Origin of the sequence: Marinobacter alexandrii (assembly GCF_005871205.1) — a bacterium.
Taxonomy (GTDB): domain Bacteria; phylum Pseudomonadota; class Gammaproteobacteria; order Pseudomonadales; family Oleiphilaceae; genus Marinobacter; species Marinobacter alexandrii.
The window spans coordinates 439,795-453,913 of record NZ_SWKM01000013.1 but is presented as its reverse complement, the minus strand read 5'-3'; the positions used below and the strand labels follow the sequence as shown (position 1 = coordinate 453,913).

The 14,119-nt window shown below is 59.0% G+C and carries 13 protein-coding genes; 8 read left to right on the top strand and 5 right to left on the bottom strand.

Annotated elements, in window-relative coordinates; translation table 11 throughout:
* Positions 1 to 34: 34 nt before the first annotated feature.
* Together lysS and ung are read left to right on the top strand one after the other, a co-directional pair.
* Positions 35 to 1,567, top strand: a complete 1,533-nt coding sequence (lysS, locus tag FCS96_RS13045) for a lysine--tRNA ligase (protein ID WP_138440812.1) — start codon at positions 35 to 37, stop codon at positions 1,565 to 1,567.
* A gap of 3 nt (positions 1,568 to 1,570) precedes the next feature.
* A complete protein-coding gene (gene ung, locus FCS96_RS13040; RefSeq protein WP_138440811.1) occupies positions 1,571 to 2,302 on the top strand; it encodes a uracil-DNA glycosylase in 732 nt (243 codons plus the stop codon).
* 42 nt (positions 2,303 to 2,344) lie between these two features.
* On the opposite strand, the gene FCS96_RS13035 is transcribed toward ung, so the two are convergent.
* The 5 genes from FCS96_RS13035 to nadB all read right to left on the bottom strand — a co-directional run bounded on the left by FCS96_RS13035 (position 2,345) and on the right by nadB (position 6,704).
* The gene (locus FCS96_RS13035; RefSeq protein ID WP_138440810.1) at positions 2,345 to 3,178 is read right to left on the bottom strand and encodes an HDOD domain-containing protein; all 834 of its coding nucleotides are present in this window, start codon (positions 3,176 to 3,178) and stop codon (positions 2,345 to 2,347) included.
* A gap of 117 nt (positions 3,179 to 3,295) precedes the next feature.
* Positions 3,296 to 4,309: a CAF17-like 4Fe-4S cluster assembly/insertion protein YgfZ gene (ygfZ, locus tag FCS96_RS13030; RefSeq protein ID WP_138440809.1), complete on the bottom strand. Its 1,014-nt coding sequence runs from the start codon at positions 4,307 to 4,309 to the stop codon at positions 3,296 to 3,298.
* Between the two features lie 21 nt (positions 4,310 to 4,330).
* Positions 4,331 to 4,795: a hypothetical protein gene (locus FCS96_RS13025; RefSeq protein WP_138440808.1), complete on the bottom strand. Its 465-nt coding sequence runs from the start codon at positions 4,793 to 4,795 to the stop codon at positions 4,331 to 4,333.
* On the bottom strand, positions 4,779 to 5,051 hold the full coding sequence (locus tag FCS96_RS13020; protein ID WP_138440807.1) for an FAD assembly factor SdhE: 273 nt from the start codon (positions 5,049 to 5,051) through the stop codon (positions 4,779 to 4,781). Before FCS96_RS13020 ends, FCS96_RS13025 begins: the two co-directional genes overlap by 17 nt.
* Before the next feature lie 48 nt (positions 5,052 to 5,099).
* The gene (gene nadB / locus FCS96_RS13015) at positions 5,100 to 6,704 is read right to left on the bottom strand and encodes an L-aspartate oxidase (protein WP_212747089.1); all 1,605 of its coding nucleotides are present in this window, start codon (positions 6,702 to 6,704) and stop codon (positions 5,100 to 5,102) included.
* Positions 6,705 to 6,838: 134 nt separating this feature from the next.
* Here nadB and rpoE point away from each other — a divergent pair, with 134 nt between their 5' ends.
* The 6 genes from rpoE (at position 6,839) to FCS96_RS12985 (ending at position 14,048) form a co-directional block, all read left to right on the top strand.
* Positions 6,839 to 7,525, top strand: a complete 687-nt coding sequence (gene rpoE / locus FCS96_RS13010; protein WP_138440805.1) for an RNA polymerase sigma factor RpoE — start codon at positions 6,839 to 6,841, stop codon at positions 7,523 to 7,525.
* 15 nt (positions 7,526 to 7,540) lie between these two features.
* Complete coding sequence (locus FCS96_RS13005; RefSeq protein ID WP_138440804.1) at positions 7,541 to 8,098, top strand: sigma-E factor negative regulatory protein; 558 nt, start codon at positions 7,541 to 7,543, stop codon at positions 8,096 to 8,098.
* Positions 8,099 to 8,166: 68 nt separating this feature from the next.
* A complete protein-coding gene (locus FCS96_RS13000) occupies positions 8,167 to 9,144 on the top strand; it encodes a MucB/RseB C-terminal domain-containing protein (RefSeq protein WP_138440803.1) in 978 nt (325 codons plus the stop codon).
* Positions 9,141 to 9,590: a SoxR reducing system RseC family protein gene (locus tag FCS96_RS12995; RefSeq protein WP_138440802.1), complete on the top strand. Its 450-nt coding sequence runs from the start codon at positions 9,141 to 9,143 to the stop codon at positions 9,588 to 9,590. Before FCS96_RS13000 ends, FCS96_RS12995 begins: the two co-directional genes overlap by 4 nt.
* Positions 9,591 to 9,682: 92 nt before the next feature.
* Positions 9,683 to 11,170 (top strand): DegQ family serine endoprotease, encoded by a 1,488-nt coding sequence (locus tag FCS96_RS12990; RefSeq protein ID WP_138440801.1) that lies wholly within the window; start codon positions 9,683 to 9,685, stop codon positions 11,168 to 11,170.
* 151 nt (positions 11,171 to 11,321) lie between these two features.
* A complete protein-coding gene (locus FCS96_RS12985) occupies positions 11,322 to 14,048 on the top strand; it encodes a bifunctional diguanylate cyclase/phosphodiesterase (RefSeq protein ID WP_138440800.1) in 2,727 nt (908 codons plus the stop codon).
* Positions 14,049 to 14,119 lie beyond the last annotated feature (71 nt).

The following is a 14,119-nucleotide window of genomic DNA, read 5'->3' as shown; positions in this document are numbered from 1 at the left end:
AGAACCCGGACATTCCCGATTTTAGTGAGCCAACATGACTGATCACACCCAGAATGCACAGCCTGAGGACAACAAGCTGATTACCGAGCGTCGCGCCAAGCTGTCGGAGCTGCGCGAACAGGGCAATCCCTTCCCCAACGATTTCCGTCGTGATGCCACCGCCGCCGAGCTGCAGGCGACCTACGGTGAGAAAACCAAGGAAGAGCTGGAGTCCATGGGTATCAAGGTGGCCATCGCCGGCCGCATGATGCTGGATCGTAAGGCGTTCAAGGTGGTTCAGGACGCGTCTGGCCGTATCCAGATCTACGCGTCGAAAGACGTGCAGAAGGACACCAAGCACTGGGATCTGGGCGACATTATCGGTGTTCGTGGCACCCTGTCGAAATCTGGCCGTGGCGACCTCTACGTCACCATGGACGAATACGTGCTGCTGACCAAATCCCTGCGTCCGCTGCCGGAGAAGCATAAGGGTCTGACCGATACCGAGGCCCGTTATCGTCACCGGTACGTGGACCTGATGGTCAATGAAGACAGCCGGCGGGTGTTCCATGCCCGCTCGAAAATCATCAGTGTCATGCGTCAGTACTTCACTGACCGGAATTTCATGGAAGTGGAAACCCCGATGCTGCAGGTGATCCCTGGTGGCGCCACCGCCCGTCCGTTCGTGACCCATCACAACGCCCTGGGTATCGACATGTACTTGCGTATAGCGCCGGAGCTGTTTCTCAAGCGTCTGGTTGTGGGTGGCTTTGAGCGGGTCTTCGAGATCAACCGCAACTTCCGGAACGAGGGGCTTTCGACCCGTCACAACCCGGAATTCACCATGGTTGAGTTCTACCAGGCCTACGCCGATTACAACGACCTGATGGATCTCACCGAGGACATGATCCGCACCATCGCCCAGGAAGTCCTGGGTACAACCACGGTGGTCAATACCCGGACCTTGTCCGATGGCACTGAAGAGTCGGTGGAGTACGATTTCGGCAAATCGTTCGAGCGCCTGTCGGTGGTGGAAGCCATTCTGCGCTACAACCCGGACGTGAAGGCCGGGCAACTGGCCGACGAGAACTCTGCCAGACAGGTCGCCAGGGACCTTGGTATCCACCTGAAAGAAGGTTGGGGCCTGGGCAAGGTTCAGATTGAGATCTTTGAAGCCACTGCCGAACACCGTCTGACTCAGCCGACCTTTATCACCGAGTACCCGAAAGAAGTGTCGCCGCTGGCCCGCTGCAAGGACAGCAACCCGTTTGTCACCGAACGGTTCGAGTTCTTCGTTGGCGGTCGTGAAATCGCTAACGGCTTCTCTGAGTTGAACGATGCCGAAGACCAGGCAGAGCGTTTCCAGGAACAGGTGGCCGAAAAGGATGCCGGTGACGACGAGGCCATGTTCTACGACGAAGACTATGTCATGGCTCTGGAGTATGGTCTGCCACCGACGGCGGGTGAGGGCATTGGTATCGACCGCCTGGCGATGCTGCTGACCAACAGTCAGTCCATCCGTGACGTCATCCTGTTCCCGGCCATGCGTCCTGAGCACAAGGCGGAAAGCCGCAGCGACGAGGGCTGAGCCGTGCACCCGGTTGAGGTTCTGGCGCATCAGCTCAGGCCTGACCGGGGCTGGTCCGACCATCTTGGTGATGAATTCCGTCAGCCCTACATGCGGGCGCTGGCGGAGTTTCTGGCGGCCGAGGAGCAGGCCGGAACGGCCTTGTTCCCCGCTCGCGATCACTGCTTTAATGCCCTCAACAGCACCCCTCTTGCCAATGTCTCCGTGGTGATACTCGGGCAAGATCCCTATCACGGCCCCGGGCAGGCTCACGGCCTTTGCTTTTCTGTTCAACCTGAGGTGGCGACGCCACCGTCACTGGTTAACATCTTCAAGGAAATTCGAAGCGATCTCGGTATCGAGACACCCGATCACGGCTGTTTGCAGCCGTGGGCCGATCGCGGCGTACTGTTGCTGAACAGTGTGCTGACCGTGGCGCAGGGCCAGGCTGGCGCCCATCAGGGCAAAGGCTGGGAGACCTTTACCGACAGGGTGATCGAGACCGTCAATCGTGAGCGTGAAGGGGTGGTGTTTTTGCTCTGGGGCGGTTACGCCCGCAAGAAAGGCCGGCACATTGATCGTGATCGACACCTGGTGCTGGAAGGACCGCATCCTTCGCCATTGAGTGCCTATCGCGGCTTTTTCGGCTGCCGCCACTTTTCCCGCGCGAACGAATGGCTGCAACGAAAAGGGCAGCCATCCATCGATTGGACGCTGCCCTCCAAAGCCGAGCTGATCGCTAACTATCAGCCCTAGTTATCAACCCCGGTCATCAAGTTTGACCATCATCCCCAGCAGTTACTGTAGAAGCGCCATCGCGGCTTCCATCTGGGCGTTCAGGTCTTCTTCCTCGCTCATGTCGATGTTGGGATCAAGGCCCAGGCGTTCGAATGCGGGAATGCCACTCCAATCCATTTCAGTCCAGGCATGCTCGCTGCCAGCGACCAGCTGCAGGTTGGCCACCATGACCAGGTCGGCGTAGTCGGCGGCTGGGGCCTGGCGCTGGAAGTTGGCATATTCTAGCGGCACATTCTGCAGTTCGGGCGGGAAATCCCACTTCTTCAGAATGGTTGCGCCCAGGCGTGGGTGCAGTTCATCAATGACGTTGTCGAGCATGATGCTGCTGATCTGGATGTCCTGGTCTTCCACGTAGCGCAGAATCGGCAGTACGCCAATCAGGTGCACCAGTCCCGCCAGCGTCGCCTGATCGGGCTTGAGCCGGGTGTAATGCTGGGCCAGCACGTGACAGACGCCGGCCACTTCGGTGCTGGTTTGCCAGGTTGCGCGCAGGCGTTTGTCGATCATATCTGAGGTGGCCTGGAACATCTGTTCCATGGCCAGGCCCATTGCCAGGTTGCTGGTGTAGGCCATGCCCAATCGGCTGACCGCCATGTTCAGATTCTCGATGGCGCGGCTACCACGAAACAGCGGGCTGTTGCAGACCCGGATGATACGGGCAGACAAGGCGGTGTCGTTGCTGATGACCTTTACCAGATCGGCAATGCCGGAATCTTCGTTATCTGCGATCTCCCGGACCTGCAGGGCGACTTCCGGCAGCGTGGGGAGCAGCAGCTTGTCGTTTTCAATGGCATCAGTCAGTTCGGTCTTGATGGTTTCGACAATATTCGACATGGTCAATTGCAATCCGCTTGTCAGGAATGGGGTCCGGCGGTCAGAGATAACCTGACCCTAGGAAAATCAAATAAGTAAGTTACTTTATAGCAAATCAGCCGAGATTTTCCTGTCAACTTATGTATCTGTCTGATGATTTTTTTCTCGCTCAGGTACGGCGTAGGGCAGTGGCAGCAGATCCAGCCTGACGTCGGCGTAACCGTCCACCGACAGTTGCTTATCCGCGGCATCGTGTCGGATTACCGCGAGTAATTCGCAGCTGCCGTTGGCCAGCGCTATGGCATTGACCACTGTGCCCACTGACCGACCGTCGGCTTGGACAGGTGCTCCGGGCTGCGGCGCTTCCGTTTTGGCAAGCCGGCAGCGGTACAGGCTTTTCTTAAGCTGGCCGAGAAAATGCATCCGCGCGATAACTTCCTGGCCGGTGTAGCAGCCTTTTTTGAAATGCACGCCACCGACGTGTTGCCAGTTCAGCATCTGGGGAACGAAGGCTTCTCGGGTCTGGTCGGTCAGGCTGGCAATTCCGGCGGCGATATCCGACGCCTGCCAGTCGGCTTCCGGGCGTTGATTGGCGTCATTGAGTGCGACCTGACTAGGCCCTGTTTGCCAGAGTTCAAACCGGTCGAGGCCATCGGCGGTTGATTCGACGCGAATCAGAAAACCACAGTCAACGGCCATCGTATCGCCGGGCTGGTTCAGCTCGCAGAGCCCGTCGCCAGCCAGGGAGCTTGCGTCTGCAGTACCAAACAGGCCTACCACACGCCCCTCGCTGACGGCCTCAGCAGAGGTGCCCCGGAACAGCATCAGATACTTGCGCAGTTGGGTCAGAATGCCGTCTGCCAGTTCGTGCTGCAGGTCAATTAGCACGTCGTCGCCGTCACGAACCATACGCGTCAGGCAATAGGCCCGGCCCTTGGGGGTGGCAGCGGCAGCGCGGGGCGAGTATCCGGTCACGACTTCATCCAGGTGCTGGCTGAATTGACCTTGCAGGAATTTGTCGGTGCCTGGTCCGCTGATACGCACCAGTAGCCGGTTGCTCAGGCTCGACCAGCCGGTCTCAGGCAAAGGAAAGTCGGCGGTCAATGGGGCAGAGCCGCTGTCTGCAGTGACCGGAGATTTCGCGTCAGTCATGAAGTGCTCCAACTCGGGGCTTTACACGGGGCTTGGCTGAGACCGACCCAGTCTGAGCCATACCCTCAGGCGACGAAATTCGTCTTCCGGCACGTTACCACGAACAAGGCGGTTGCCGGTCAGAAGAATCGCGGAATATGCGAATAATCTGGTGCCGACAGGCCGCAGTTTCAAGACTGTCAGGTCGGCGCCGAGCTGACTGGCGCCGGCCACTTCCATGGCAACGGTGCGGGTATGGCCCAGTTGCACGTAGAGCTGTCCGTCCGAAACCTTCAGCGCGGTAATGGCACGTTTGCCGCCCATCAACCCGGTGCCACGGAATTGGAAGAATGCGCCGGCCAGAGTGGGGGCAAGGCCCAGCAACAGCAGGCCCTTACCCGCGACACCTGCCACCAGAACGAAGCAGGCCATTGCCAGCCACGGCGTCGCGGCCAGCAGGCCAACAGCTAGCGATGGCTGGAGTGGTAGCTCAATCCGGCTGGACACGATTCACGATCATGTCGACCATGCGCTGCAGATCAGGATCTTCGGGCCGGCTCCGTTGCATGAACCACTCAAATATGTCGTTGTCTTCGCAGCTTAGCAGCTTCTTGTAACGAGCCTTGTCTTCGCTCGGAAGGTCGCGGTAGACCTCCTCGATGAACGGAATGAGGAGATTGTCCAGTTCCAGCATGCCGCGGCGGCTGTGCCACCACATGCGGTTAAAATCGGTGTGGTCGGAGGAAGCAGTGTGTTCGGGCATAGCGGATTCCGTTGGGTTGAATGGGTTGTTGACTAAAACTCACCCCGATCAGGGGGATAGCGTACGGTAGGTAGTTGGAACCAGCACGGTGTCCTTCGCTTCACTGATCAGCCCGGGGAAATCAAGGGTGTAGTGAAGCCCCCGGCTCTCCTTGCGTTGCAGTGCCGAGCATATGATCAGGTCGGATACTGTCACCAGATTCCGCAATTCCAACAGGTCATTGGATACCCGGTAGTTGCTGTAGAACTCGCCAATTTCCCTGGACAGTAGATCGACGCGGTGTTTGGCACGCTGCAGCCGTTTGGTGGTGCGCACGATTCCGACGTAATCCCACATGAAGTGGCGCAGCTCATCCCAGTTGTGCGAGATCACGACGTCCTCATCGGAGTCACGAACCTGGCTTTCATCCCAGTCCGGCGCGTCGGGAGCTGGCGGAATGTCCGCTTCCCGGCGGGCGATGTCTGCCGCCGCCGAGCGACCATAGACCAGGCATTCCAGCAGGGAATTACTGGCCATCCGGTTGGCTCCGTGCAAACCGGTAAAGCCCGCCTCGCCTACCACGTACAGTCCGTTGATGTCGGAGCGGGCGCGCTCGTCGGTGATAATGCCGCCACAGGTGTAATGTGCGGCCGGCACCACCGGCAGGGGTTCACGGGTAATGTCGATGCCAAAGCCAAGGCATTTCTCATAGATGGTCGGGAAGTGGTGCTTGATGAAATCAGCCGGCTTGTGGCTGATATCCAGATACAAATGATCAGCACCCAGGCGCTTCATCTCGTGGTCGATGGCGCGGGCCACGATGTCCCGGGGAGCTAGTTCCGCGCGCTCGTCGAAACGGTCCATGAAGCGGCTGCCGTCGGGCAGTTTCAGAAGGCCGCCTTCACCCCTGACTGCCTCGGTAATGAGAAATGACTTGGCATGGGGGTGGTACAGGCAGGTCGGGTGGAACTGGTTAAATTCCATGTTGGCAACCCGACAGCCGGCTCGCCACGCCATGGCAATGCCGTCCCCGGACGCGCCATCCGGGTTGGTGGTATAGCGATAGGCCTTGGAGGCACCGCCGGTTGCGATCACGGTAAACCGGGCCCGGAACAATTCAACGTGGTTGTCTTCCAGGTTCAGGATATAGGCGCCCACACAGCGGTTGCCAGGCAACGACAGCTTACGGTTGGTGATCAGGTCGACTGCCACCCGGCGGGACATCAGCTCGATATTCGGTCGCGCCAGCGCCTGTTCTGTCAGTGTGGTGGAGACTGCGTGGCCGGTCGCATCGGCCGCATGGATGATACGGCGATGACTGTGGCCACCTTCTCGGGTCAGGTGGTAGTGGGCGTTTTCATCTTTGGTGAAAGCGACCCCGGAATTGATCAACCAGTCGATGCTTTCCCGACCGTGCTCAACAGTAAACCGGACGGCATCCTCGTGACACAGTCCGGCTCCGGCGGCCAGGGTGTCCTGGATGTGATCCTCGGTGGAATCGTCGTCATCGAGCACCGCGGCAATCCCGCCCTGGGCCCAAAGTGTCGCACCACTGGAAATGTCGGCCTTGCTTAATACGCAGACCCGCAGGTGTTCCGGCAGATTCAGTGCAACGGTCAGGCCGGCAGCACCACTGCCGATAACAAGGACATCGAATTCGTAGGACTGTGGCATTGGGTCGTAATCGCGGGCCATAATGTGGATGCCTATTGAACTAAACTTTGCACGTGCTGTCTATTTGGCCTGAAAGGGTCAGCCGCCTGTTGGGTGGTGCGCCCGACTTTCTCAATGGACGCCGGACAGCAATAATGAACCAACGAAACCTCGTAAAGGCCGGATCATTGGCCGTGAAAACAGGGAAGCCCGGCAAACCGTCCATGACACCTGACCAAGACCCGCGACAGGGCGAACGTAGCGACAGTCAGACCGATCTTCAGCTTGTCCGCAAGGTGAGGAATGGCGACCGTTCGGCGTTTGATCTGCTGGTGGTTAAGTATCAGTCGCGGGTGGCTTCGATCATCAGTCGTTACGTTTACGACAGTCAGGAAGTGATGGATCTGACCCAGGAAGCCTTTGTCAAAGCCTTCCGGGCCATGGATCGGTTCCGTGGTGACAGTGCCTTTTACACGTGGCTTTATCGGATAGCGGTCAATACCGCCAAGAATTACCTCGAGTCGCGCGGGCGAAGGCCGCAGGGTAGTGCAGACGTGGCCGAGGCCGAGAATTTCGATGATGGCAGTCGGCTTAGGGACGTTGCTTCGCCAGAACGTCTGTTGCAGCGGGAAGAACTCCAGACAGCGTTAACCGAGGCGATATCCCAGTTACCGGAGGAGCTGCGTTCGGCGTTTTTGCTGCGGGAGTATGACGGGCTGAGTTACGAGGACATCGCCCGGATTCTCGACTGCCCGATCGGAACCGTTCGTTCGCGTATTTTTCGGGCCCGTGATTCCGTTGATCGGTATCTCGGACCTTTGCTCAATCATTCAGTGACGTAGTTGAGGGTGCATCCGATGGATGATCGTCTCAGAGAAACACTTTCCGCCATGATGGACGATGAAGCCGACGAGTTGTCGGTTCGTCGACTGCTTTCACACAGCCGGCAGGACGAAGTTTGCGACCAGTGGCAGCGTTGGCAGCAGGTGCGGGGGTTGATGCACAAGAACCACTCGTTGGCTGAGGGCGTTGATGTCAGTGGGGCAGTTCGGGAGGTCCTGGATGGCCGGCCACGGCGCATCAGCGAGTCGGATCCGGCAGAGCCCAGGTCGGCAGCTCGCTGGCAATGGCCAGCCGTTGCCATGGTAACCATGGCGCTGCTGGTGGGCTTTGGTGCCGGTGCCGGTTGGGAATCGGCTGACACCAAGGCCGACACAACGGTGGCAAGCGCCGAACCGAACAATTCAGCCGCCGAGCAACCGGTGGACGAAGTGGCGTTGCAGGGGCTCGATCAGGAACAGTGGGAACACATGAGTCGGTACCTACTGGAGCATGCCCAGCATAACAGTGTTGGCGCCGGTCGCGGATCGGTGGGTTACGCCCGCCTCGTGAGTGCGACGGGTAGCGGTTACTGATGTTAGTTTTCAGGTTCAGTTCGTCTAAGTGGAGGGTCGGTCTTCTGTATCGAGGCTGGCGTCATCTTATGGCTGCCGCGGCATTGGTGCTGCTGGTTGCCAGTCCGCTGGCGGCGAGAGAACCAGGCCAGGCTAGCCAGTGGCTGGAGCGCCTCGGACCGGCGCTGAATATGACTTCCTACCGGGGCGTGTTCGTGTACGCCCGAGGTGACCGGGTGCATTCCATGCGTATTGCGCATCGGTTCGTAGACGGCATGGTCCACGAACGCCTGGTTCTGCAGGATGGTGGCGATGGTGAGATTGTCCGCAAGGGCATGAACGTGGTGTGCGTGTTGCCCCAGCAAGGAGAGGTTCGGCTGGATCAGGTAATTCCATCCGGTCCATTTGCCGAGGCCTACGCCAACGAACTGGTGCCGGTTAGCCGCTGGTACAAGGCCGAGTTGGTCGGCGAAGATCGTGTCGCCGGCTATGACTCAGTGATCATCGCGTTAACCGCCAAAGATCCCCACCGATACAACCATCGCCTCTGGCTCGAGAAAACCAGTGGTCTGTTGGTCAAGAGTCATGTGGGCGAGCCCGGTGGCAAGGTCCTGGAGAATTTCCAGTTCACCAGTCTGGAAATAACGGATGATCTTGCCGAAAGTGAGTTCGAGATCCAGACCAAGGGTCGCGAAGTGACCCACAACCTCGATGATGTGCCAGCCCCGCAGCCGGTTCAGAGCTCCGTCATGAATGGCTGGGACCTGGGGTGGCGACCGCCCGGGTTTGTGCCGGCCGCAGCGCCGCGCTCCGGTCCAGGGCGGGCTGTAGCGTTTTCCGACGGCGTGGCGGCATTTTCTGTGTTCGTTGAACTGGAGGGTGCGGTCAGGATGCCCGTCGGTGCATCCCGTATCGGCGCCACTACCGTATACATGCGCGAGCTTGATGCCGGCAATGCCAGGTTCCTGGTGACCGTGGTGGGCGAGGTTCCGCCCACGACCGCACGTAAGGTGGCGGAATCGGTGCGTGTTGACGATGCACTGGCACTCCATTCGGACGATTCATGATTACTGAAACCGGAACCGTAATCGCACTCAAAGGTGAGCAGGCCTGGGTTCAAACCATTCGCCAAAGCGCCTGTGAAAATTGCTCGGCCCGCAGTGGCTGCGGTCAGCGGGTGCTGGCATCTGCCTCCGGCGGACGCGCCAATCAAGTGCTGGTCCACAACACGGTGAGCGCCCAGGTTGGTGACGAGGTGACCCTCGGTATTGATGAGCAGGCCCTGCTGTCCGCTTCGCTGATGGTCTATGCTTTGCCGCTGTTGCTCATGGTGCTGGCGAGTATCGCCGGCCACCGGTTGTCAGGTGGCATGGATGCTGGGGCTATTGCGGGGGCGGTGACTGGACTGGCCGCAGGTTTCTGGATTGGCCGACGACTTCAGACTGGTCGGGGTGACCGTTACCAGCCGCATCTGCTTCGGGTAAACCGCATTGCCACCGAGCAGTGGGCCTGATCTGTACTAAAACCCTACCGTTTTTTAAGTTGAAAAACGCTTCGTCGACCCTAAAAAATTAGTGTGATGACATAAATCTAAGGGAGAACAACATGCCGACAATACTGACAGAGGCCGCTTATCCTGCACCTGCCAACCGGGTGTGGAGAGGATTCTGTGCTCTGCTGATGCTGTCCGTCATGGTTTCGGTTTTCTGGAGTCAGGGTGTCGCTGCTGCCAGCTTGCCCGATTTCACCGAACTGGTGGAGGAAAACTCCAGTGCAGTGGTCAATATCGCCACCACTAGCGCTCCCAAGAGCGGCTCGCAGCGTTTCAAGGGCTTCGATGGCACCCCGTTTGATCAGGAGCAGTTCGAACAGCTGCCCGAGTTCTTCCAGGATTTCTTCCGTGGTCCCCAGTCACCCTTTGGTGGTGGGCCGGGTAAGTCCCAGCCTCGCCGCTCCATGGGTTCGGGTTTCATTGTGTCCCGGGATGGCTACGTCCTCACCAACAACCACGTGGTGGAAGGGGCTGATGAAATCATCGTGCGCCTGAACGATCGTCGCGAGCTGCCGGCCAAGCTGGTAGGGACCGATCCGCGCTCGGATATGGCAGTACTGAAGATCGAAGACGGTGATGACCTGCCGGTGGTGCGGATTGGCCGTTCCCGCGACCTCAAGGTGGGCGAGTGGGTGTTCGCGATTGGTTCGCCTTTCGGATTCGACTATACCGTAACGGCCGGTATTGTCAGCGCCCTTGGTCGGTCGCTGCCGACCGAGAACTACGTTCCGTTCATTCAGACTGATGTTGCCATCAACCCCGGTAATTCCGGTGGTCCGCTGTTCAACCTCGATGGCGACGTGATCGGTATCAACTCCCAGATCTATACCCGGTCCGGTGGTTTCATGGGGGTTTCGTTTGCCATTCCCATCGATGACGCCATGAATGTGTTTCGGCAGATTCGCGATAATGGCACCGTGGCGCGGGGCTGGCTTGGGGTGTTGATCCAGGAGGTCAATCGTGACCTGGCCGAATCCTTTGGTCTCAAGCGACCCCGGGGCGCGCTGGTGGCCGAAGTGATGGAGGGCTCTCCGGCACAGCAGGCTGGCCTGCAGTCGGGCGATATCGTGCTGGCTTATGACGGCGAGGACGTGCAGTTGTCGTCTGATCTGCCACCGATGGTCGGCAGAACACCCATTGGAGAAACCGCCCAGCTTACGGTGCTGCGCGGCGGCGAAGAGATTAAGCTGGATGTCGAAATCGGCAAGTTGCCGGAGCAGGGTGGCGAGCAGAAGGCCGCGCCGGCGGATAGCCGGGGGGATTCATCGTCGGCCCCACTGGGGATGATCGTCGAGCCCCTCCCGGCTGAACTCGTCGACTCCCTCGGCATTGACGGTGGCGTGGTGGTGTCCGATATCGCCCGCGGGCCCGCCTTCGAGGCCGGCATTCGTCCGCGCGATGTGATTACCGAGATCAATCGGGAAAAGGTCACATCGATCAAAGAGTTTCGCGAGGTTGTCGAGGCGCTCCCGAAAGATCGGGCGGTGTCGGTGCGGGTGATCCGTCAGGGACGGGCGGTATACCTTGTGATGAAGCCCTGAACCTCCGGGCCTTTGGCCCGTCACCATCGCCTTCGTTCACTGAGTGGTGAACTCAAAGCCCCCGGGTGTTGTCAAAAACGACACACCCGGGGGCTTTTGTTATACTGGCGTAACCCCAACAAAATCATGGCCATGGAACGGACCAGATCAGATGATGAACAGAAAGGATCTTCCTCTACGACAGCTGCTGCAATTTCGTCACGCATGGATTGCCTGGCTGGTTTTCTTTGTCGTGCTCGGCGTCACCGTTCTGCTTTGGCAGGTGTCGATCCACTTGGTCGACGAGCGCACCCAGGCCCGTTTCCGCACCCAGTCCCTCCAGCTTAAAACTGCCATTGAAGAACGTCTGCTGAACTACGAACAGGTGCTGGCGGGGAGCGCTGGCCTGTTCTCTGTGGCCGGCGATGTTTCCCGTGACGACTGGCGCGTTTATGTCGACAAGGTCGACATCGATCGCTATTACCCCGGTATCCAGGGGATCGGGTACGTCAAGCGAATCGGCGTCCGGCAAATGGCTGACCACATATCCTCGGTGCGAAAGGAAGGTGTCTACAATTACCTGGTCAGTCCGCTGGGCACCGGTCCATACTACTACCCGATGGTGTATCTGGAGCCTGGCACCGACCGTAACCACCGCGCTTTGGGTTATGATGCCTTCAGCGATCCAGTCCATCGCAGGGCCATGGAGCTGGCGCGGGACGAAGCAAAACCGACGGTTACGGCCAAGGTGGTGCTGATTCAGGAGGAAGTTGCCGAAGATCAGGCCAGTTTCCTGATGTACTATCCGGTGTACCAGGGCGGAGCGGTGCCGGAGCTTCGTAATGAGCGGCGGATGATGCTGGCCGGATTCGTTTTCAGCGCGTTCCGGATGAACAATCTGATTGATGGCATTGTCGGGCTCATTTCGCCCTTTCTCGATGTCCGTATCTACGACGACGGAGTAGTTAGCCGGGACAATCTGATGTACGGCTCGAATCTGGGTTCCCTGGATAACGACTTCAGTTTCCAGATGAGTCAGGCTCTGAACGCTGGTGGCCGGAAATGGCTGCTTCAGACCCGGTCCACCCCCGCCTTTGATTTTTTGGCCTCGGACCCGCGCCCACCCATCGTGTTGGGCAGCGGTATTGTCATCAGCGTCCTGCTGTTCCTGTTTGTGTTGGCGTTGATCCGGTCGCGCCTGATGGCGCAGATCAGTGCCGGGCGCTATCGGGCGATCACCGAGGGTGCCGCGAGCGTGACCCTCGTGCTGGACCGGACAGGCAGGGCTTCCTACGCCAGCCCCTCCAGCGACGAAATTCTGGGCTTCGATCCGGGCGAGATTGCGTCGCTTAAATTCGAATCCCTGGTGCATGTCGACGACTGGCCGAAATTACAGCAAGGCTTCGAGGATGCCATCGGTGCTCCCGGGCAGCAGCAATCAGTCATTCGGGCCCGGATCCGTGATTCAGAAGGGCGTTGGCGCGACATGGATTGTACCTTTACCGCCATGCTCTCGGTGCCCGGCGTGAATGGCGTGGTGCTCAGTTTGCGCGATCTGACGCAGCTGAAGGCGGCCCAGACAGAGCTGCACCGACTGGCGTTTTATGATCCATTGACGGGGCTGCCGAATCGCCAGCTGTTCCGGGATCGGCTTGATCATGCCGTGCGTCGTTGCCGGCGCAGTGGTGAGCCCGCCGCGCTGATGTTCCTGGACCTGGACGGCTTCAAGCGGATCAACGACACCCTAGGGCATGATGCTGGCGATGAGCTGTTGCGACAGGTTGCCGAATGGTTGCACGGCTGTGTCCGCGAGGAAGATTCAGTAGCCCGTCTGGGCGGCGATGAATTCGTTGTGCTGCTGTCTCGGGTTGGCGAATCGGAGGCGGCCAGCAAGGTGGCGGAGACGATACTGCACCGGCTTTGCCAGCGTGTCCGGCTGAGTGAGCATGAGGTTGGGATTACCGTCAGTATCGGTATTACCATGATTCCACAGGACAGTGAGGATTCCGGGACCCTGATGAAATACGCGGACCTGGCCATGTACCGGGCTAAGGAAATGGGCCGCAATACCTACCAGTTCTTCACGCCGGCCATGAATATCCAGGCTGCGCGCCGTCTGCTACAGCAGGAAGAGTTGGCAGCAGCGCTGGAAGGCGATCGTTTTGTCTTGCATTACCAGCCGAAATTGGATCTGGTCACCGAACGGGTGATTGGCGTTGAGGCGTTTCTGCGCTGGCATCATCCGGAAAAGGGGCTGGTTTCGGCGCAGCAGTTTATTGGCCTGGCCGAGGAAACCGGCCTGATTCTCCAGCTCGGGGAACTGGCTATGCGCCAGGCCTGTATTCAGGTTCAGGCGCTGGAACGGGCCGGTTTCGAGTCCCTGAAGATGGCCATTAACCTTTCGGTCCGGCAGCTCACCGACGCCGGGTTCCTGGACATGATACGGCAGGTAATTACCGAGACCGGAGTGTCGCCAGAACGTCTGGAACTGGAAATGCCGGCCGAGCTGTTGAATGAAGACCCCAGAGCCCTGCGGGAGCTGTTAACATCCCTGCACGATCTGGGCGTGTGCCTGATTCTGGACGATTTCGGCACTGGCTCCTGCTCACTGGTGTCGCTGCAGCAACTTCCGCTGGACGTGGTCAAGATCGATCATCGTTTCATTCGCGATATTCCCTACAATGTCAGCGCCACTGATGTTGCCTCGGCGGTCATCGCCCTGGCGCGCAAGCTGCACCTGACGGTCGTGGCCGAAGGGGTGGAAACACCGCAGCAACTTGCCTTCCTCAAGTCTTCAGGTTGCGCCCAGTGTCAGGGCAACCTGTTCAGCTACCCGTTGGATGAAGATGCCCTGATCGGCTTCCTGATTCGCCAGTACGAGAAGCCGCTGATGTCCTGATCATGACAATGGCGACAGCTTATCGCACCTATTTGTGGTGTCACTAGAATTCGGTATAGATTCCACACCGC